The sequence below is a fragment of the Phenylobacterium kunshanense genome, from assembly GCF_003254525.1.
In the GTDB taxonomy this organism is placed as follows: domain Bacteria; phylum Pseudomonadota; class Alphaproteobacteria; order Caulobacterales; family Caulobacteraceae; genus Phenylobacterium; species Phenylobacterium kunshanense.
The window spans coordinates 376,338-395,411 of the sequence record NZ_QFYS01000003.1; the positions used below are offsets into that span (position 1 = coordinate 376,338).

Below are 19,074 nucleotides of genomic sequence, written 5' to 3' on the forward strand. Positions count from 1 at the left end.
CGGGCCTATGGACACCGCAGGTCAGCGCCAATCGCTCCCGGAGCCGCGTCCAGTTCGGGCGGTCCGATCGGCCGCCGTCGTATGACGTCGCAAACGTCGACTGGCGTCTGTTTCTCCGCAAATGCCGCCAAGGCCCGTTCGGCAGAGATGGACACCTTTGGCGGAGACGCCAGGCGCCTCTGCTGAAATGTGATTGAGGTCCACTCGTTGCCTTCAAGCGACCAGCCTTCGGGCAGACCGCCCGCGACGATCAGACCTGAGACCACATTGTTGGCGATCGTGACCCCAGTGTCGCTGGAGCTGAGGCGTAGGCCGGTTCGCCCGCCAAGGATCACGTTGTTGCGGATCGTCACGCCTCGCGTGTACGCGCCCCAACTGATCAGCGAGCCAAGCGCGTCCGGCGTGGCGATGAACAGGTTGTTGGCGAACAGGATATTGTTCTGGTGCGCGCCCTTGCCGCGGTCGCCGTGAAAGGTGGCGGGCTGCTTGGCGTTGACGACCGTATTGCCGACGATCCGGACGTTCCGGTTGTCCAAATAGACGGACAAGCCGTTCCCGTGGACTCCACGGATGTCATCAATGTGATTGCCCTGAACGGTCACGCCAGACGTCCCGATCAGCATGATGCCCGTCCGCCCCAGGCGGCGCATGCGATTGCCTTCGATGAGAATATCCGACCCCGTCAGGCGCATGCCCGAGCCGAGCATGATCGTGTCGAAAGTGTTCCCGACTATCCGCAGACCGTTCACCCCGCGGAGAATGATGGGGCCCTGCCCCCTCGGCATAACGAAATTGCGGAAGGTGTTGTCCCTGATTGCGATATCCGACGAGGCGCCCGTGTCTGCAAAGATGGCCACGCCGCCGGGCGCGAGTCGCCCCCCATCGGACATGTTTTCAAAGCGAAGCCCGCGTATGGCGACGTGCGAGGTGCGTCCAAGGTCGAAGGCAGGGCGTCCTGAACCCACTGACAATGCTGTAGAGCCAGGTGGCAACATGGCGACGACCGTCCGCCTGTCCTGCAGGACAGCATACTCGCCAGGCTGGTCGATCAGTGACACATGATCGATCACCGCCGCCTTCGCCATCCGCTTTGTATAGAAGCGGAGTTTCGACGGATCGAAACGCGCGGTGTCGCCTTCGAGCTGGGTGATCGGTCGATAGGTCACGCGATTTGGCATCACCCACAGTGCGAGGGAGCCGCCCGCCGAGGTCATCCTGCTGGCGATGTCGGCGGGTAACTTGATGGCGCCGGAGCCCATCAGCTGGCCGTCGGCGTCAAACATGTCGTCGACTTCGTCACGATAGAAGTCGTCGGATGGATCTGGCTCCTGTGCGGGACGGAGCGGGCCACCCTCGGAGAACACAGCCAGCGACTCTGTAGCCTGCTCTGACGTTTCGAACCGTACGAGCGCCGGCCAGTTTAAGGCCCCCCCGCAATCGGCAGCACTCCGGCAAGGTCGAACCGGCACGGGTTCGCTGCCGTCGATGATGGAGGCGCCTGTCTGAGCTGCCTGGAAGGTGATGGGGCGGTTGGGAGCGCCGCTGCTCTTGACGACGATCGAGCCACGATAGCGGACATTGGCGGCGAAGATCACCGTGTCGCCAGCCTGCAATCGGGTTCGGGCTGCCATTCCGGTCGCCTCGGGGTCGCCCGGCGCATGCTTCCAGGCCGTCGCCGGCGTGAGCCCGTCCCGCTGGTCCTGGCCCGCCTCGAAGTCCACGTGAAACGTTGAGGCCTCGGCACGACCTCCCAGGCCGAAAGCAAAGACTCCCGCACTGATCGTGGCCACGGCGCCCACGCCAGCCAACAACAGCGCGATCCGCTTCAAGGGCGAGCCTCCAGGCTGCTCATCAGCAAAAGAAAGCCCAGTGTTGCGCGCGATGGCAACCGCGTTCCATCAGCAAATTCCTGAAGGGAAGCCCGATTGAAAAGACCAGTCGCGGATAGACGATCCACCGGAAGTCCAGCGTTGAGATTGAGCCGGCGCCAGTGCTGCGTGACCGTCTGTGAGCCGAGCGTGTTGCGCGCGCGACCGCGAAGGCTGCGAAGGACGCGGCTCGATACTCGTTGAGCGTTCAGCCACAGGTCCGTGACGCGGCCTGTGGAGATGGCTCGCGCCGGCACGATTCCGCCAGCCAGGGGCCGCTTTGCGAGGTCTCCATCCAATGCCTGAAGAAGGCGATATGCGGCGCGTGAGTTCAGCTTGGCCGTGGAAGACTGCGCCATCGCCGCGGACACGAAGGCAGGGTCGAAGAACGGGTAGAGCGGCGCGTGGTCCATGAGGCGATGGCCCGTGGCGTTGCCGACCCAGTTCTGCATGCGCTGGTTGAGGTAGAATTCGTCAAGCGCTCGGCCCCACGGACCTTCGTGACTCATGAGCACGCCGACCATACGCTGCTCGGCAGCCGCCCTAAGGTCCCTCTGTGCAAGCGGTGACAGAGCCGCATCCTCGACCCGGTCATTCGCCTGCAGGCGCATAGAGATCAGATTTCGAGCCAGCGCCTCGGACGGCGCCGCGTCGAGCGGCTGGGCGGGATAGTAGAAGCCACGGAGGATTTCCCCGTTCTGGCCGCCGAACCTAGCCTCGACTCGCCTTCCTTGGCTCGCAGCTATCAGCGCCGCCTTGTCCAGCGGATTGGCCATGTGGTCATAGGCGATGGTGGCGGCGCGCAACAGTTCCGCGAGACCATCCGCATCCAGGCTGGCGATGCTGCCCGCATCCAGCAGCGACCAGTCGAGCTGTTCCGATTCCGCCAGAGCGCGCGCGACGGTGACGTCCTCCGACGGTTCTCCGGCGACCCCGATGGTGATCGCCTTGCGCCCGTGGCGCTCGTCCGGCGTCATCGCGGCGAGTATCAATCGGCTGTCGAGCCCGCCGGAGAGTTCCAGCTCCGCGTCAGGGGCAGCCTTGAGCATGGCGGCCACGGCCGCCTGAAACGCCGCGGTCAGATCTGAGCCCGCGTGACGTGCGGCCGGGCGTTCGGAGATTTCGAGCCGGCCGTCCGCGAGGTGCGCGCAGGCGCCAGCCAGAAGCTTGTCGATCCCTTCGAAGGGCGTCTCCTCGCGGATAAAGCTCCCGAACAGGGCGTAACCTGCCAGCCGCTCGGCTGATGTGGGCGCAGCAAGGACGTCGGCAAGCAACGTGGCGCTCGAGGCCGTAAGCGCGACGCCCACGCCGTTCCCGACAAAGACCTGGCCCAGTCCGAAGACGTCCGTCTCGGCCCGAAGCGCCGCTTTGGGGCGGTCTGCCCAGACGGCGCGAAATGGAGGCGCCATGTCGTAGATCGCGGCCGCGCCCTGGGCGTCCAGCGCCGTGGCGACTTCGGCCGGCGACCGGAAGGCGGCCGCGCTGCGATCGAACGTGGACCGCCGGCCGAGGCTCACCGCGATCGAAGGCGTGCTCGCGAACGCTTCGGGCTTTTCGCTGGCGAGCAGCCAGCCGGCCCCCTCGGCGATGCTCCAGCCGTCAATCGCCGAGCGCAGCCGCTTGAGCACGCGCTCGTCGGCGCCAGGGCGCCAGCTAGCGGCGATGAAGCGATTGCCGACGAAGTCGTACGCGGCCGAGGTCATTTCGAAACCGCCAGACTGAAGACTTCGGCGAGCTCACCGCGATACCGGTCGAGCAGAGCCTCGACGCCGGCGGAGCCCCGGGCGATGTCACCCTTCATCGCGTCGCGATCATCCAGTTTGCGGAGTGTGAACTCGACCGCCTCGTCGGTGTCCAGGCCCTTGACCGGTACGAGATGAGGGTAGCTGAGCACGCCCTCGAACAGGCCGGCGAACTTTCTGCTGTAGGCGACCGGCACGACCGGAACGCCGCTGGAGAAGGCGGCGATGCAAGCATGCATGCGACCCGAGACGAGGAAGTCGAGGCCCGAGATGTACGACTTCGCTTCGGAAGGGGAGGCGAACTTGGGGACCAGTATGACGCTCGGAAACGCCTCGGCGAGCTTCGCCGCCACGCGGCCATCGTCATCCTGGGGCAGCGCATCGCTGTTCACGTGGCAGAGCAGCCGGACCGCGACATCGGATCGAGCGGACAGCGCAGCAAGCAGCTTGCGGGTATAGTCCGCGTAGTCGATCTGCATGCCGAACTCGTTCGCGCCGCTGTAGCCGCCGTTGAAGAGGAGGCCCGAGACGTTCACGCCGACTTCTGTCTTTCCGCCGTCGTTGTGCGATCGTCGTTCGAAAGGCAGCGCGAAGGCCACATCCACAGCCTGCAGGACGTTCGCCCGGGGGGCCATCTTGCGGGCGACATCGAACGAGATGGGATCGCGAGCAACCACCGTGCGGGCATGGGTCATGGCGATGGACGCCAGGAACGTCTGCGGCTGGCGCGTGAAGGGGCCGATCGTCTGCGGACTGAGGATCAGCGGCTTTCCGCGCGCCGTCGCCATCATCTTGCTTAGCCACAGGAAGCCAAATCGCTTCGGGCCGTAGATGTCGGTGAAGCTGTCACCGCCGCCGATGTCGAGCACGCAGTCCAGGTCCGCGAGACTTTGCCAGAAGGCGCCGCCGGGAAGCATCGCCCTGGCGCTGAGGGGAACGATCTCGACGTCGGCGTCCCTGACGTACGGTTCGACACCCGGATCGAGAAACCCCAGGACGCGAAAGCGAGGCTTCAATCCGACCGTCGCCGCGGCCTGTCGGGCAAGGGCGATGTTGCCAACGGTCAGCGCGCCGACGCCCAGATTGCCCGAATTCACCGAATGCCAGAGCAGGCCAACGACGACTTCTCCGGACTGCTGGACTGATCTAGACGCCGTCATGGTCGATGTGCCTGTACGCGAATCGTTCGCCGGAGGTCATTCCTTCACCCAGCACACATCAACAAGATGAAAATGGCATGCGATGTGCGAAGGCCATCGCCACCACCGGGGATCCGACCAGGTTTGAGAATTGCCGGCGGACCCTTACGATCCACAGACCCGTGCGCCGGCACGGGGATATGCAGTCGGGACTGTTGAATGGCGTTTGTCGCACCGAATGAAGATGCGCCGGTAGAGCTGTCGATCGTCATCATCAGCTACAATACGAAGGACCTCACGCTGCAGGCTCTGGAGAGCCTGTTCCGGCATCCCCCGCCTGTGAACTTCGAGGTTCTCCTGCTCGACAACGCGTCGCTGGACGGCAGCTTCGCCGCGATTGACGCCAGGTTCCCGCAGATCCAGGCCATCGCCCATCCAACGAACGTGGGCTTCGCCGCGGGGAACAACATTGCCGCGGAACGGGCGCGCGGACGACGGATTCTGCTGCTCAATCCCGACACGATCACGCTCGAGAACAGCCACGCGGGCCTCTGGGCCTTTGCCGAGGCAGAGCCAGGGCGCGGCATCTGGGGCGGGCGGACGTTGTTCCCGGACATGACGCTCAACCCGACCAGCTGCTGGCGGCGGATGACGCTCTGGAGCCTGACCTGTTCGGCGTTCGGATTGACGCACTGGGGACACCGCAGCTCGCTGTTCAACCCGGAGGCCATGCCCGAGTGGAAGCGTGACTCCATCCGCGACGTCGATATCGTCACCGGCTGCTTCCTGTTGATCGATACCGCGCTGTGGCGTCGCCTGGGGGGCTTCGATCCGGCGTTCTTCATGTATGCGGAGGAAGCGGACCTGTGCCTCCGCGCGGCGGAGATCGGCGCCAATCCCGGCATCTCACCCGCTGCCGAGATTGTGCACATGGGCGGGGTTTCGGAAGCGACGGGCGTGGACAAGATCGTCAAGACGGTCCGCGGGCGCGTCACACTGATGAAGAAGCACTGGAATCCGCTGGCCGTCGCGCTCGGCCGCGGGCTGCTCCTGATGTGGTCGGGGTTGCGGCTGGTGGGCTCGCGCTTCGTCAGTGGACGTCGGGACGCGCCGGGTACGGCGCAAGAGAAGTGGAGGCTGGTCTGGAGCCGTCGGCGGGAATGGCTCGCCGGCTATGATGCGCGGCCGGCGCAATGAGCTTCACGGACGCGACCAAGCGCGCCATCGCCACGGTCTGGGACCTGGTCCCGAAGCGACCGGCGCTGACGGTGCTCTACTACCACGCGGTGAGAGCCGACCAGGCCGCCGCTTTCGAGGCCCAGATGGCGCTACTGCGCCGGACGGCGAACATCGTGCCGGCTGACCACACGGGGCCGCTCGACCGCGATCGTCCCAATGTGGCCGTGACCTTTGACGATGCGTTCCGGTCCGTGCGCGAGCACGCCCTGCCGGCCCTGATCCGGCACCGCGTTCCGGCGACCATCTATGTTCCGAGCGGCTGGCTGGGGCGAACGCCGGGCTGGGCCATGGAGACCAGCGCGGACCGCGAGGAAGTGGTGATGAGCGCCGAGGAGATCGCGCGTCTGCCGACAGACCTGATCGCCATCGGGTCGCACACCGCCGATCACCCGCGCCTTTCGACCCTTCCCGTGGATGAGGTCGACAATCAGCTTGTCGGGTCGCGCCGGGCCCTGGAGAGCCTTCTGGGCCGGCCGGTCGACACGCTGGCGTTCCCTTACGGCGATCACAATGCGGCGGTCGTCGAGCGCGCGAAGGTGGCAGGCTATCGGCATGTGTTCACGGTGTCGCCTGAGGCGATCGCCGCCGGATCGGTGGCGCTCGTCCGCGGCAGGACTTCGGCCGACCCGTCGGATCCGCTCCCCGTCTTCGCCCTGAAGAGCCGCGGCGCCTACGCCATCATGCCGCTATTCTACCGTCTCAAGCGCTGGCTTCGCGGGCGCTGAGGCGCCTTCCACGGTCAGGAAATCGACGGCGAGGTCGCCCGGCTTGATATCCAGCCGCAGCGGGCCCTCGACATCGGTGGCGAAGCCCAGCTTCTCCAGCACCATCTCGGCTGCGCGATTGCGGTCCGTCCGCTTGAAGTTGACGATCACCGACTGCGCGGGCGGCCGGACGCCATCCTCGGCCAGGCGCCAGAACAACGCCTGTTCGATGAACTTCCCCTGCACCCGGCAGGACAGCATGAAGTCCTCGATCATGACGACCTCGCCGCCGTCGGGCGCGGTCTCTCGGCGGGACAGGCAGAAGCCGACCGTTCCGTAGCTGCCGAACTTGTCACGGCAGATGACCACATGGCGTTCGCGGTTCGGGTCGGCGAGGATCTCGGCGATTTCGTCGCGGCTGTATTTGCGGCCTGAGAAGTTCAGCTGATTGGTCCGCTGGACGAGCTCCACGACGCGCTCGAAGTCGTCGGGGGTGTCCGGGCGGATTTCGGTGTGGATGCCGCATTCGCGCAGGAACGACAGGTAGTCGTCGCCGAAGCTCTCGGCCGCCTGCTCGCGGACAATGGCCTCCCGATACATCTGACGGCGGGTCCGCGACTCCGGGGTGACGGCGCCCTGCAGGCGCGGATGATCGGCCAGCGTGGAGATCGCCGTCTCCGGCAGAACCTCCACCTCGGGCGCCGCGCCGGCCACCTCCTCGCGCTCGAACGGATTGTCGTCGATGAACAGCACTGTGTCCGAGCCGATATCGATCGCCTTGACGATCTTCTTCAGCCCTTCGGATTTCGGGCCCCAGCCGATGCGCGGGTGCAGGACATACTCAGCCAGGCCCAAAGCTTCGAGCTTGGACATGGCGTCGTCATGGGCGTTCTTGCTGGCGACGGAGATGAGGATTCCACGCTCATCCAGCGTCCTGAACAGGTCGTGGACACCGTCGCGCAGCTTCACCTCGCCTTCGAGCAGAACACCTTCCCAGAGCGTGTTGTCGAGGTCGAAGACCACCAGCTTGGCGGCCTTGGCCGGCGCGACCTTGTCCGCGCGGCCGGTCTCGGCGCCTGACGTCTTCTCGAACGCGACAAGGTCCAGCCGCCGGAAGATCAGATGTGCGTCGTCGCCGTCCGCTGGGGTGAGGGCGAGATTGAAGGGCAGCCCCGAGAGCAGGATCTCCCGCATGTCGTCGAGCGGAATCTCGTGCCGCGAGAAGCCGGGCGTGGCTTCGATGGCTACGGTCATGGTGCGGGGGAGTTGATCCGAGCGTACGGCGCGGGGAAGGCGCGCCTTGTCGATCATGGCCGTCAGGAGAAGCCGCACCGGCTGGGCGCCGGGATTGATGATCTCGGCCAGGAACGCGTCGGCGGCGGGCGCGAGGGCCTTGGCCTGCAGCCGGTTGTTGATCCGCTTGTGGAGCGCTTCCATGGCGGTCGCCCAGCGGCTCTGCCCCGTGACCTTCGCGATGGCCCGGCCGATCGGCGCGACGAGGGGGGTGGCGAGGGTGAGCAGGCGTTCGTCGCGGGCCACCTTGTCGGCGGGCATCAGCGCCGCGTTCCCCTGGGCCTCCAGCTTGCCCCAGCGACGGAAGCGGACCTCGGCGGCCGGCGCGTCCGGGGCGCTCGCGCCGGGATTGCGGACGATGCCATCCTCGAAGCGGCGGCACTTGCCGGCCGGCGTCGGGTCAAAGAGATCGCAGCTCGAATAGCAGGCCGGCGCAGCGCATTCGACGCAGTGCTCGGCCCAGGCCAGCAGGGCGCGATGGGTGATCGCCGGTGCGTCCGACCCGGCCGCCTGGGGCGCCTCGACCTTCGTCGGCGGGCGCTTGGGTTTGGCGTCTTCGAACTGGAACATGGTGTCTCTGCTTTGCCCGGGCGGCGGCCAGGCGACGTCCGGCCTGCGACCTGCCCCAATCTGTGTACGCGGCGTTCGTTACGCCAGAGGCGCTGCAAGGTTCGCGCCGGTCGACTATGCGAGGATCACACCCTTCTTCCGCTTCGTCTTCTTTTCCTTTGGAACCTCCGGCCCCTGCTCGAGCCGGGCCCGATAGACCAGAGCCGACATGGCGCCCAGCATCATGAACGCGATCGGCTGGTTCTCAGTGCCGGCGTAGATCGACTTGATGACGAAATAGACGAAGAGCGCGATGGTCAGCGGAACAATGAGCGCCAGCTCTCGGCTCTTCACGCCGCGCGCCACCGTCCGCAGGCCCGCCGCGACCGCGACCAGGAACGCGCCGTAGAAGGTGACGAAGCCTAGCACGCCATAGTCCAGCCCGATCGCCAGCCAGTAGCTGTCGATCGTGAGGGTGCCGGCCGGATTGCGGAAGCCGAGTGCGCCGGCGCCTCTGGCGGCGCCGTGGCCCCAGGGATGTTGGAAGACGAGGGGAATGCCCTCGGCCCATTGGTCGTAGCGGGCTTCGGTGCTTGCCTGGTGTTTGCCGCCGCCGATGGTCATCACGCGGAGGCGGTTGAACGAGAGCACGGCCACGATGAAGGCCATGGCTGTCGCGGGATAGGAGAGAACCACCGCGGGCCCGATCAGGCCGCGCGGGTTCTCGCGCCACCGCAGCAGTCCCCACAGGAAGATGTAGATGCCGATCGACATGATGTAGCCGACGACGCCGAGGCGAGTGTCGGTTGTGAGAATGCCGAAGAATATTACGGGGAGCAGAACCAGCCCGAGCGCGCGGATCCACAACCTGAATCCTGGGCCAGCGACCATGTGCAGGATGAAGGGCGTGCAGAGAGCGAGGTATTCGCCGAGGGCTAGCGGCGTCGCGAAGATCGCCTGACTCCGATAGATATTGGTGCCGGCGCGACCTGTTGTTCCAAACATTCTTTGAACGGACGGGTCGTCAACCGACAGCCAGCTTGGAATGCTGTTGGCCCATAGAATCTGCCCAACTTGTCGTTCGCGAATGGCGATGCCTGTCAATATGACGCCGCAGGTAACGATGATCGCAATAAAGAACCATCCGCTTTTTGGCTTTCTAAAAGCGTAGGCGGCGACAAAGAACATCGCGATCCAGCTGATGGAGTATATTATAACCTTTTGTATCGAGAATTGAGGTGTTCCCGACAGCGGAATGGTTATGATTTGGATGGCACCGAAGGCGGCGACCATCTTCCAAAGCGAAGGAATTGTTTCGAGAGACTGCATCGTGTCATCTCGAAATTGCCTGGATATTGATATGGATATCGCCAGAACAAGGACCAGGGGGAATCCGATGAGCCGCGCCATATTGATCCAGGGCAAGCCGGGAAGCGTGATGGCCAAGTAGCTCGGCCAAAGGGCTGTCGAGATCAGAAACGCGAAGAAAAGTCGCTCGAGCAGCCGCGTCGGCGCTGCGCCGAGCTCGGGCAGGGCCCAGACCATGAGCATCAGGAGAACCCCGAGCGGCGCGATGAAGTGCGTTGCGCGGATCGGGGCGGTAAGGCTGAAGCCGAAGCCGTAGAGATAGCAGGCTACGGCCAGGATGACGGCAAAGCCGACCACGAATCCGGGGCGGCCGGGGCGCGTGTACTGAGGCAGGATGACGCTCGTGCGCTGGTCGAGCTGCTGGCGCCATCCGTCGGCAATGCGCGACAAGAGGCCTGCGGGGCGGGCGCCCCCATCGGTCTTCGCGATGCGTGCGAAAGGCGTCTTCATTTCGCTCTCTTAAGCATCCGCGCCGCCAGCTCCAGTCCACTCCGGACTGTCTCCCGCTCCCGGTTGAAGGTCCAGGCTGTGAAGGCGATGGCGGCGGGAATCAATACAGCAAGTCCCCATGTCCACTGGCGTTCCAGCGTGTTGGTCAGCGCCAGGACGATCACGGATCCAGACGCGAACATGACAATGCGGTCGAAATCGTAAGCGGCGGGTTTGTTGCGTGCGCGGTTCAACAGGAGAACGCCCGTCACCAGAGCCGCCAGTTCGCCGAAGATGAAGCCTGACACCACGCCCGCCACGCCACCGATGAGCGCGTAGCCCAAGGCCGCGGCGGGAATGCCCAGCGCGCGGGCGAGAGTGTTTGCGGTCACGATGCGGCTTTGTCCGATCCCGAGCGCCAGGGTCACGGTCCAGACGCGCAGGAAGCGCCCGCCTTGCAGGACGCCGATCAAAGCGATCAGCCAGGCGGCCTGCTGGAACTCATGGCCGAAGAGCAGCGGAACGACAGGCGGCGCGACGACGGCGAAGCCGATGATCATGCCCAGCGCGAGCAGTAGTGATTGTCCCCCGAGCAAGTCGGCCGGCCCGGCTCTCGACGCATTGAGCGGGTCCTTGGCCACCAGGGGCAGGTGGATCCCCTGCACGAAGCGCGAGATGGCCATGCTGGGGTAGAGCACCAGCAACAGGATCGCCGTATACCGGCCAAGCGCCTCCAGGCCCAGGAGGCCCGAGATCATCATGCGATCGCTCTGGCTCGCCGCGAACAGCAGGACTCCGTTGATGATCAAGGGGATCGCGAAAGTGCGCAGCCGACGGACGTGCTCGGCGGGCCAGGCCCACCGGTAAGCCCGCTCCGCATAGATGTGCGAGACCACGACCAGAACGAGGGATCGTGTGATCAGGCCGTAGAGCACGGCCGTGTAGTCCCGTGTCGCGAACGCTGCGACCAGTGTCGCCGCCAGGCCCAGGAGCTCGGAGGCGACCATGCCCCGTCCCTCGATCCTGAAGTCGTTGGTGCGCTGCAGGCGGCGCAGATCCAAATGCAGCAGGCCGCCAATCAAGGGGGCGAAGCCCAGGACCGCCAACCCGACGATCAGCGCCGGCTCACCGAACCACGCGGCGATCGGCCATGCGGCCAGGGCCAGGCCGATCGCCATGAACAGGCCCCGCAGGGCGAACACCAGTTGGACGAGGCTCTGAACCTCGGGTTTGTCGCCATCGCGATCCTGCACCAGGAAGCGGTCCGCCCCCGTGTCGCTGATCATTTCGAAGAAGTTGGTGGCGAGGGTCAGCACCGCCACAAGCCCGAGCTGTTCCGGGCCAAGAAGCCGCGCGAGTATGGTGTACCGAAGAAGGGCGCAGGCTTGCGCCGTCAAGGAGCCGACCAGGAACAGCTTCGCGCCGCGACGGCCTCGGCCGGCAGTAGTTTCGGTCAACGCCTGCCCCTCGTCGAAGTTGCTGCGGGGCGGATGCCATGCCGCGACGGCAGCGCATTTCCCACGTCGCTGGCGCCCAAGCAACCTCGATTGTTAAGGCTGAATTTTGAGTAAATGAGTCGAGTTAATGCGTATTAACTGCCAAGCTTTAATCATTTGGAATGCCGTCGTCGCTAATTTGGGAAGCAACGGGATAACCCGAATAAATAGTCGATGGTGGTGCTTAAGATGGCGACGATCGCTGTATCCAGCGTGCAGGGCCTTGAAGCTGCGCTCGCAGCGGCCAAGGCCGGTGACACGATTTCTCTTTCGGGCGGTAACTATGGCGAGCTGACGGTTCGCGGGAAGGTGTTCGACACCCCCGTGAAGATCGTGGCGGCCGATGCGGCCAACCCGCCGGTGTTCGACAGCATCTACATCTACAAGTCCGAAGGCCTGACGTTCACGAACGTCAGCGTGGAGTTCAAGCCGGACCAGGACACGCTGTCCTTCAGCTCGGCGGTGAAGATCAACCTGAGCAAGGACATCAGCTTCGTCGGCGGCGAGTTCAAGGGCGGGCCGGCGGTGAACGGTGTGCCGCAGGACGCCGAGACCGGCGACAGCACGGGCAATGTGCTCGGCATGCCGGCGGGCCGGGCGGTGACGATCGAGAGCTCCCAGGGCGTGACGATCCAGGGCGTGGAGATCCACGAGTTCCACAAGGGCCTGGTGCTGGCCAAGTCCAGCGGCCTGGTCATCAAGGACAACGAGATCTACGACCTGCGCACCAGCCCGATCACCGGCGGCGGCGTGAACGACGTGGTGATCGACGGCAACCACCTGCACGATTCCAACCCCTGGCGCTGGGGCGAGGTGGACCACGCCGACTTCATCCACCTCTGGACGAGCGAGACCGTCGGCCAGAGCAAGAACATCACCATCACCAACAACGTGCTGGAGCAGGGTGACGGCGAGGCGATCCTCGGGATCTATCTCGACGACAACGCCAACAAGCTGGGCTTCACCAACGTCGACATCTCCAACAACCTGATCATGAACGGTGACCACCAGGGCATCGGGCTGGAGAACGTCGCCAACGGGCGGGTGGTGGACAACACGCTGCTGCGCTCGTCAGGAACCAGCAAGGACGCGCCGGGCATCCTGCTGACCAAGGGCTCGCACGACGTCCTGATCAGCGGGAACATCACCAAGTTCATCGGCACCCGCGAGGACAACTACAACCTCGACATCCGCGACAACATCCTCGTCCAGGCCGACAGCATCTACGAGCCGGGCTACTATTCGCTCGACGACGTGGAATCCGTGGCCGACCTGTCGGTGGGCGCGGCCCATGACTTCATCGAGACCCTCGTGTCGGCGTGGAAGCCGGTGGACATCGCCACCAAGTCGGTGACGGCGCAGGCGTACGAGACGCGCGACACCGATGTGGCCGGCAAGTTCTCGACCTCGAATTCCATCGGCGACCTGGTGGTGGGCGGCCGCGGCGACGACTCGCTGATCGGCGGCTATGGCCACGACACCCTGGTGGGCGGCGCGGGCGCCGATCTGCTGAGCGGCAGCCGCGGGCACGACGTCCTGCAGGGCGATGCGGGCGCGGACACCTTCAACTTCGCGAAGGACTACCCGACCAACGGCGGCTTCGACATCATCGTCGACTTCGACCGGACCGAAGGCGACATCATCAACCTGCACTCGATCGACGCCAACACCGCCACCACGGGGGATGACGCCTTCGCGTTCATCGGCCAGGACGCCTTCCACAAGGTCGCCGGAGAACTGCGCGTCAAGGTCAGCGACGGCAACTCGATCATCGAGGGCGATGTCGACGGCGACGGCGTCGCAGACTTCAGCATCAAGGTCATGGGCGTCACAGACCTCTCCTCAAACGATTTCAAGGGGGTGGCGACTGGTTCAACGGCGACCACGGCTGCGAAGAGCGGGACCACCTCCTCGGTCACCACCGAGACGGCCACCGCTCTGCCGCAGCAGCTCGACACGACCGCCGGCATGAAACTGTCCGCGAGCGGGAGCAAGGGTTCGGTCCTGGTCGGCGGGCGCGGCGGCGACACCCTGACGGGCCTGCACGCCAACGACACGCTCATCGGCGGCGACGGCAAGGACTATCTGAGCGGCAGCCGCGGCGACGACCTGCTCGTGGGCGGGGCCGGCGCGGACACGTTCAACTTCGCCGCCGACTACGCGAGCGTCGGCGGGACGGACGTGGTCCAGGACTTCTCGCACGCGGACGGCGACATCCTTCGCCTCTCGTCGATGGACGCCAACACGACCACCACCGCGAACGAGGCCTTCACCTTCATCGGAACCTCTTCGTTCCGGGGCGCGGCCGGGGAAGTGCGTTACGCCGTCGTGGATGGAAACGCGATCGTACAAGGGGACGTCAACGGCGATGGCGTCGCGGACTTCAGCATCAAGCTGATCGGCGTGGGTACGCTGGTTGCCGGCGACTTCGCACTCTGAATGAAACGGCCCTCGGAGCGCAACAGGCGGTCAAACGCTGTTGCGCTCCGTTACTCGGACCCGGATTCGATCAAGGGGACGGTCGAGCAGGAAGTAGGTGAGCACCGCCAAGATCACCGAGATGACCAGCGTGGCTAGCTTCGACGGCAACCCGTGCCCGTAGGCTGAAGCCATCAAGGCGATGACCGGATAGTGAACGAGGTAAAGGGGATAGCTCAGGTTGCCCAAGTGCCTGTCGAACGACGTCGAGCGGATCGTCAGAGAATGGGCGACGTAGGGCAGCAGAGGTAGCAGCCAGATCATTCCCCAGATGTCGTGATCAAAGGGGTCCGGAGTCGACTTCCTAAAGAACGGCGTCGCGGCGGTGACGGCGGTCATCGCGATGAAGGCCCCCAGCGACAGCATGGCTGACCGATTTCCGGGTTTCCACGCCGCGACGTGCGTTAAGGCGCCGAGCATGAAGACCGGGAGAAACTTCGCGACGGTGACGATGTCGTGTCGCTCATGCAGCCACCAGCCGAACGCGCCAATCACCACGCTTGCGAGCAGCGTGACCTTTGGCGCGCGCACAAGGAAGGCAAGTGCAAGCGGTAGCAGGAGGTAGAACTGAAGCTCTACGTCCAATGACCATGAGACGCCGGTCGGATCGTATCCCCAGGACGCGATGCCCAACAGCGTCAGGTTCGTCCACCCCATGTCGTCCCACTGATTGCGGGCGAGCGCGGCGGCGACCGTAATGATGAAGAAGAGCGGAGCGATACGCCAATAGCGGCTCAGGTAGTAGAGCCCGACGCGGTTGCCGCCGAATTTCTCCTGGTAGATCCGCGCGGTCCAATAGCCCGATAGGAAGAAGAACAGCAGCACCGCGAGCCGCCCTACGTCGAACCCGCTCATGTGGGACAGAACCACGGCGAAAGCGAGCATCAGGCGAAAGGCTCCGGGCGGTGCCACGAGCCCAAGTTTAGGCAGCGATAGCTGCATGACGCCGCGCGCCTCACCCATTTCGGGACGCCCCCCGCAATCCACGACCGACAGCGCAGGAATTGCACTTTCGGTCGTTCGTCGCCACCGGCTTCTGTGTGCCAGGCCCGGGGTGGCCGTCTGCCGCCGCCGCGGCTCCTGAGCGTGGGGCCGCACCTTTCGTCGAACGCCATGGACGGCTAGGATGCCGGTGGGCGGCTGCTCAACTTTCCGGTGGAGGGCCGATGGCCACGATCTACGCAGCGAACGCGGCGGAACTCTCGGTCGCGCTCCAGTATGCGGCCGCCGGTGACACGATTTCTCTTTCGGGCGGGAACTATGGCGAGCTGACGGTTCGCGGGATGGTGTTCGACACCCCCGTGAAGATCGTGGCGGCCGATGCGGCCAACCCGCCGGTGTTCGACAGCATCTACATCTACAAGTCCGAAGGCCTGACGTTCACGAATGTCAGCGTGGAGTTCAAGCCGGACCAGGACACGCTGTCCTCCAGCTCGGCGGTGAAGATCAACCTGAGCAAGGACATCAGCTTCGTCGGCGGCGAGTTCAAGGGCGGGCCGGCGGTGAACGGTGTGCCGCAGGACGCCGAGACCGGCGACAGCACGGGCAATGTGCTCGGCATGCCGGCGGGCCGGGCGGTGACGATCGAGAGCTCCCAGGGCGTGACGATCCAGGGCGTGGAGATCCACGAGTTCCACAAGGGCCTGGTGCTGGCCAAGTCCAGCGGCCTGGTGATCAAGGACAACGAGATCTACGACCTGCGCACCAGCCCGATCACCGGCGGCGGCGTGAACGACGTGGTGATCGACGGCAACCACCTGCACGATTCCAACCCCTGGCGCTGGGGCGAGGTGGACCACGCCGACTTCATCCACCTCTGGACGAGCGAGACCGTCGGCCAGAGCAAGAATATCACCATCACCAACAACGTGCTGGAGCAGGGCGACGGCGAGGCGATCCTCGGGATCTATCTCGACGACAACGCCAACAAGCTGGGCTTCACCAACGTCGACATCTCCAACAACCTGATCATGAACGGTGACCACCAGGGCATCGGGCTGGAGAACGTCGCCAACGGGCGGGTGGTGGACAACACGCTGCTGCGCTCGTCGGGAACCAGCAAGGACGCGCCGGGCATCCTGCTGACCAAGGGCTCGCACGACGTCCTGATCAGCGGGAACATCACCAAGTTCATCGGCACCCGCGAGGACAACTACAACCTCGACATCCGCGACAACATCCTCGTCCAGGCCGACAGCATCTACGAGCCGGGCTACTATTCGCTCGACGACGTGGACTCCGTGGCCGACCTGTCGGTGGGCGCGGCCCACGACTTCATCGAGACCCTCGTGTCGGCGTGGAAGCCGGTGGACATCGCCACCAAGTCGGTGACGGCGCAGGCGTACGAGACGCGGGACACCGATGTGGCCGGCAAGTTCTCGACCTCGAATTCCATCGGCGACCTGGTGGTGGGCGGCCGCGGCGACGACTCGCTGATCGGCGGCTATGGCCACGACACCCTGGTGGGCGGCGCGGGCGCCGACCTGCTGAGCGGCAGCCGCGGGCACGACGTCCTGCAGGGCGATGCGGGCGCGGACACCTTCAACTTCGCGAAGGACTACCCGACCAACGGCAGCTTCGACATCATCGTCGACTTCGACCGGACCGAAGGCGACATCATCAACCTGCACTCGATCGACGCCAACACCGCCACCACGGGGGATGACGCCTTCGCGTTCATCGGCCAGGACGCCTTCCACAAGGTCGCCGGAGAACTGCGCGTCAAGGTCAGCGACGGCAGCTCGATCATCGAGGGCGATGTCGACGGCGACGGCGTCGCAGACTTCAGCATCAAGGTCATGGGCGTCACAGACCTTACAGCCAGCGACTTCAGGGGGGTGGTCCAGGGAGCCGGATCGGGGACGATCCAGACGCCGCCAGCTTCTGGAGGAGTCGCTCCCAACCCGGGCGCCGGCGGACAGGGGGGCACGGCGGATCCGCAGCAAGGCACGGAGACGCCGCCGCTCGATCTGGAACTCGTCTACGGCGGCCTTTCGCTTGGTCAGGGGTGGGGGCTGCTGGCCTGAGGAGATGCGCGGCGTGCGCGGCAGGCGTGCGCCGATAACGTGACTTTCATCTGTTGGCGGGCCTATTCCGGCGATGAGGCCGTTGGAGTATGGCGGCCAATCGGCAGAGGCGCGAATGCGCCCGCCCGCTGGAGGAACTGAGTGACCGTGCCAAGCCCGACAGCAGCGGCGGATCGTCGGTCGGCGTCCCGATGGAGCAAATGGCTCGGCCTTCAGCGCATCGACGTCAACGACCGGGACAACAATTTCTACGCGGTGCGCCTGTTCCTCGCGGCGCGGGTGATCTTCGGCCACGCCTTCGTGCTCGGCGGCATCGCCCTCGACGCGGGCAACGCCAATTTCGGACGCCTCTACAACTCCTTGGGCGTCAATGGCTTTTTCGTGATCAGTGGCTTCCTCGTGACGCGAAGCCTGCTCTCAAGCAAGACCATGACCGACTATGTCGTGGCCCGGGTGCTGCGCATCGTGCCGGCGCTCTGGGTGATGCTGTTCGTGACCGTCGCTGCCGTGGTGCTGTTCGCATCCGACCGGTCAGCGGCCACCCTGGCGTCCGCCGGCAGGTACCTCGCCGAGAACCTGAGCATTATTTTCGTCAGCTACACGATCGACGGCGTCTTTCCCGGGATGGTCAACACGGCCATCAATGGCTCGATCTGGAGCTTGCGATGGGAGGTGTTCTGCTACGCCCTGCTAGGCGCGGTCGGATACGTCGGGCTCACGCGGAAACCCTCGATCGTCGCGGCGCTGACGGCCGTCCTGATCGTCGCCTTCTTCTTCATCGGCTACGATCCGGCAAACGACCTGCTGGCGGGCCGCCTGAAGCTGTGCAGCCTGTTCTTCTTCGGCGCCAGCCTGGCGCTCTATGCGGAGAAGATCCTGGTCGGGGTCTGGGTCGGTCTTGCGGCCGTCCTGCTAGCCGGTGTCATCGGCTACTTCACTGAGATTTTTGATCTTGTCTATTATGCATTCGGGTATCTGCTGATTTCGATCTCGTATTCGAAGGCGTCGGTGTTGCGATCTGTGTCCCGAGCCTTGGAGCTCAGATCGATCGGGAAGCCGGATTTGTCATATGGGATCTTTTTGTACTCATTTCCCATTCAGCAACTTCTGTATTACTACAAGATAACCAGCAGTCCGGTCGCGAATATCGCTCTGACCATCATGATCGCCAGCATCTGCGCCTATCTTTCATCGCAATACGTCGAGAAGCCCACCGCCGCGCTTCGCGGCCGAGTGGTCAAGGCGGTTAGGGAGCCGCTGGCTCTTCTGACGCTGAAGCGACCGAAGGCCGACTCCCCCAGCGCGCCGGGCGAATAGCCCTCTACCGCGGCTTCAGCGCCAGCCAGGCTTCGCGGACCTTGGCCAAGTGGGGCTGGACGTCGCCTTCCAGCTCGTGACGCGCTTCGAAGGCCATGCCGGCGAGGTCGGCGCGGCGCCACTTCAGCACGACCTCGAAGGCCACGCCGATGTCGAAGCGGAGCAGCACGAAGCGGGGCGGGAGCTTGTAGAAGTGCGAGAGCTCGATCTTGGCGCCGCTGGGGCTGAGGTCGCGGATCACGCAGTCGGCCCAGAGGGCCAGGTCCTTGCCGTGCATCACCCGGGCGCGGATGTTCGCCGGCTCGCGCGGCTCGGAGCGGCGCTCGATGTAGCTGGGAACCGGCGGGGTCATGGCCTGCGACCTTAGCGGGCCATGCTTAAAAGAATTTCCCCTTTTGCGCGCACCCGGTGCGGCAAAATCGCCGA

14 protein-coding genes are annotated in these 19,074 nt (G+C 64.9%); 6 read left to right on the forward strand and 8 right to left on the reverse strand.

The features are described from left to right. Positions 1-5 precede the first annotated feature (5 nt). The 3 genes from DJ019_RS09880 to DJ019_RS09890 are packed head-to-tail and all read right to left on the reverse strand — an operon-like array spanning position 6 to position 4,479. Positions 6-1,829, reverse strand: coding sequence for a right-handed parallel beta-helix repeat-containing protein (locus DJ019_RS09880; protein WP_111275845.1), 1,824 nt, complete (start codon positions 1,827-1,829; stop codon positions 6-8). Further along, positions 1,826-3,571 carry an asparagine synthase-related protein gene (locus DJ019_RS09885; RefSeq protein ID WP_111275846.1) on the reverse strand — a complete coding sequence of 582 codons (1,746 nt, stop codon included), beginning with the start codon at positions 3,569-3,571 and terminating at the stop codon, positions 1,826-1,828. The genes DJ019_RS09880 and DJ019_RS09885 overlap by 4 nt, the downstream gene beginning before the upstream one ends. Continuing rightward, positions 3,568-4,479 carry a polysaccharide pyruvyl transferase family protein gene (locus DJ019_RS09890; protein WP_165843967.1) on the reverse strand — a complete coding sequence of 304 codons (912 nt, stop codon included), beginning with the start codon at positions 4,477-4,479 and terminating at the stop codon, positions 3,568-3,570. The genes DJ019_RS09885 and DJ019_RS09890 overlap by 4 nt, the downstream gene beginning before the upstream one ends. Before the next feature lie 21 nt (positions 4,480-4,500). Here DJ019_RS09890 and DJ019_RS20945 point away from each other — a divergent pair, with 21 nt between their 5' ends. The 3 genes from DJ019_RS20945 (at position 4,501) to DJ019_RS09900 (ending at position 6,713) form a co-directional block, all read left to right on the forward strand. Then, complete coding sequence (locus tag DJ019_RS20945; protein ID WP_165843968.1) at positions 4,501-4,755, forward strand: hypothetical protein; 255 nt, start codon at positions 4,501-4,503, stop codon at positions 4,753-4,755. A gap of 213 nt (positions 4,756-4,968) precedes the next feature. Then, positions 4,969-5,946: a glycosyltransferase family 2 protein gene (locus DJ019_RS09895; RefSeq protein ID WP_111275848.1), complete on the forward strand. Its 978-nt coding sequence runs from the start codon at positions 4,969-4,971 to the stop codon at positions 5,944-5,946. Then, on the forward strand, positions 5,943-6,713 hold the full coding sequence (locus DJ019_RS09900; RefSeq protein ID WP_111275849.1) for a polysaccharide deacetylase family protein: 771 nt from the start codon (positions 5,943-5,945) through the stop codon (positions 6,711-6,713). The genes DJ019_RS09895 and DJ019_RS09900 overlap by 4 nt, the downstream gene beginning before the upstream one ends. Here the strand turns inward: DJ019_RS09900 and DJ019_RS09905 are convergent. The 3 genes from DJ019_RS09905 to DJ019_RS09915 all read right to left on the reverse strand — a co-directional run bounded on the left by DJ019_RS09905 (position 6,675) and on the right by DJ019_RS09915 (position 11,872). Continuing rightward, positions 6,675-8,555, reverse strand: a complete 1,881-nt coding sequence (locus DJ019_RS09905) for an HAD-IIIC family phosphatase (RefSeq protein ID WP_111275850.1) — start codon at positions 8,553-8,555, stop codon at positions 6,675-6,677. The genes DJ019_RS09900 and DJ019_RS09905 overlap by 39 nt on opposite strands. 114 nt (positions 8,556-8,669) lie before the next feature. Further along, positions 8,670-10,352 carry an O-antigen ligase family protein gene (locus tag DJ019_RS09910; RefSeq protein WP_111275851.1) on the reverse strand — a complete coding sequence of 561 codons (1,683 nt, stop codon included), beginning with the start codon at positions 10,350-10,352 and terminating at the stop codon, positions 8,670-8,672. Next, complete coding sequence (locus tag DJ019_RS09915) at positions 10,349-11,872, reverse strand: oligosaccharide flippase family protein (protein WP_111275852.1); 1,524 nt, start codon at positions 11,870-11,872, stop codon at positions 10,349-10,351. The genes DJ019_RS09910 and DJ019_RS09915 overlap by 4 nt, the downstream gene beginning before the upstream one ends. A 144-nt stretch (positions 11,873-12,016) precedes the next feature. Between DJ019_RS09915 and DJ019_RS09920 the strand changes: the two genes are divergently transcribed. Further along, positions 12,017-14,266 carry a right-handed parallel beta-helix repeat-containing protein gene (locus tag DJ019_RS09920; protein WP_165843969.1) on the forward strand — a complete coding sequence of 750 codons (2,250 nt, stop codon included), beginning with the start codon at positions 12,017-12,019 and terminating at the stop codon, positions 14,264-14,266. Between the two features lie 30 nt (positions 14,267-14,296). Here DJ019_RS09920 and DJ019_RS09925 read toward each other — a convergent pair whose 3' ends face one another. Continuing rightward, complete coding sequence (locus DJ019_RS09925; protein WP_111275854.1) at positions 14,297-15,268, reverse strand: acyltransferase family protein; 972 nt, start codon at positions 15,266-15,268, stop codon at positions 14,297-14,299. 203 nt (positions 15,269-15,471) lie between these two features. On the opposite strand from DJ019_RS09925, the gene DJ019_RS09930 reads away from it, so the two are divergent. Together DJ019_RS09930 and DJ019_RS09935 are read left to right on the forward strand one after the other, a co-directional pair. Then, complete coding sequence (locus DJ019_RS09930) at positions 15,472-17,331, forward strand: right-handed parallel beta-helix repeat-containing protein (protein WP_111275855.1); 1,860 nt, start codon at positions 15,472-15,474, stop codon at positions 17,329-17,331. 141 nt (positions 17,332-17,472) lie between these two features. Continuing rightward, complete coding sequence (locus DJ019_RS09935) at positions 17,473-18,648, forward strand: acyltransferase family protein (protein ID WP_111275856.1); 1,176 nt, start codon at positions 17,473-17,475, stop codon at positions 18,646-18,648. Between the two features lie 4 nt (positions 18,649-18,652). Here DJ019_RS09935 and DJ019_RS09940 read toward each other — a convergent pair whose 3' ends face one another. After that, positions 18,653-19,000 carry a PilZ domain-containing protein gene (locus DJ019_RS09940; protein ID WP_111275857.1) on the reverse strand — a complete coding sequence of 116 codons (348 nt, stop codon included), beginning with the start codon at positions 18,998-19,000 and terminating at the stop codon, positions 18,653-18,655. Positions 19,001-19,074 lie beyond the last annotated feature (74 nt).

Excerpts from the sequence above, each read along its gene's own strand:
- DJ019_RS09895 (WP_111275848.1), top strand. The coding sequence starts at position 4,969 with ATGGCGTTTGTCGCACCGAATGAAGATGCGCCGGTAGAGCTGTCGATC.
- DJ019_RS09910 (WP_111275851.1), bottom strand. The coding sequence starts at position 10,352 with ATGAAGACGCCTTTCGCACGCATCGCGAAGACCGATGGGGGCGCCCGC.
- DJ019_RS09940 (WP_111275857.1), bottom strand. The coding sequence starts at position 19,000 with ATGACCCCGCCGGTTCCCAGCTACATCGAGCGCCGCTCCGAGCCGCGC.
- DJ019_RS09920 (WP_165843969.1), top strand. The coding sequence starts at position 12,017 with ATGGCGACGATCGCTGTATCCAGCGTGCAGGGCCTTGAAGCTGCGCTC.
- DJ019_RS09905 (WP_111275850.1), bottom strand. The coding sequence starts at position 8,555 with ATGTTCCAGTTCGAAGACGCCAAACCCAAGCGCCCGCCGACGAAGGTC.
- DJ019_RS09885 (WP_111275846.1), bottom strand. The coding sequence starts at position 3,571 with ATGACCTCGGCCGCGTACGACTTCGTCGGCAATCGCTTCATCGCCGCT.
- DJ019_RS09900 (WP_111275849.1), top strand. The coding sequence starts at position 5,943 with ATGAGCTTCACGGACGCGACCAAGCGCGCCATCGCCACGGTCTGGGAC.
- DJ019_RS09930 (WP_111275855.1), top strand. The coding sequence starts at position 15,472 with ATGGCCACGATCTACGCAGCGAACGCGGCGGAACTCTCGGTCGCGCTC.
- DJ019_RS09925 (WP_111275854.1), bottom strand. The coding sequence starts at position 15,268 with ATGGGTGAGGCGCGCGGCGTCATGCAGCTATCGCTGCCTAAACTTGGG.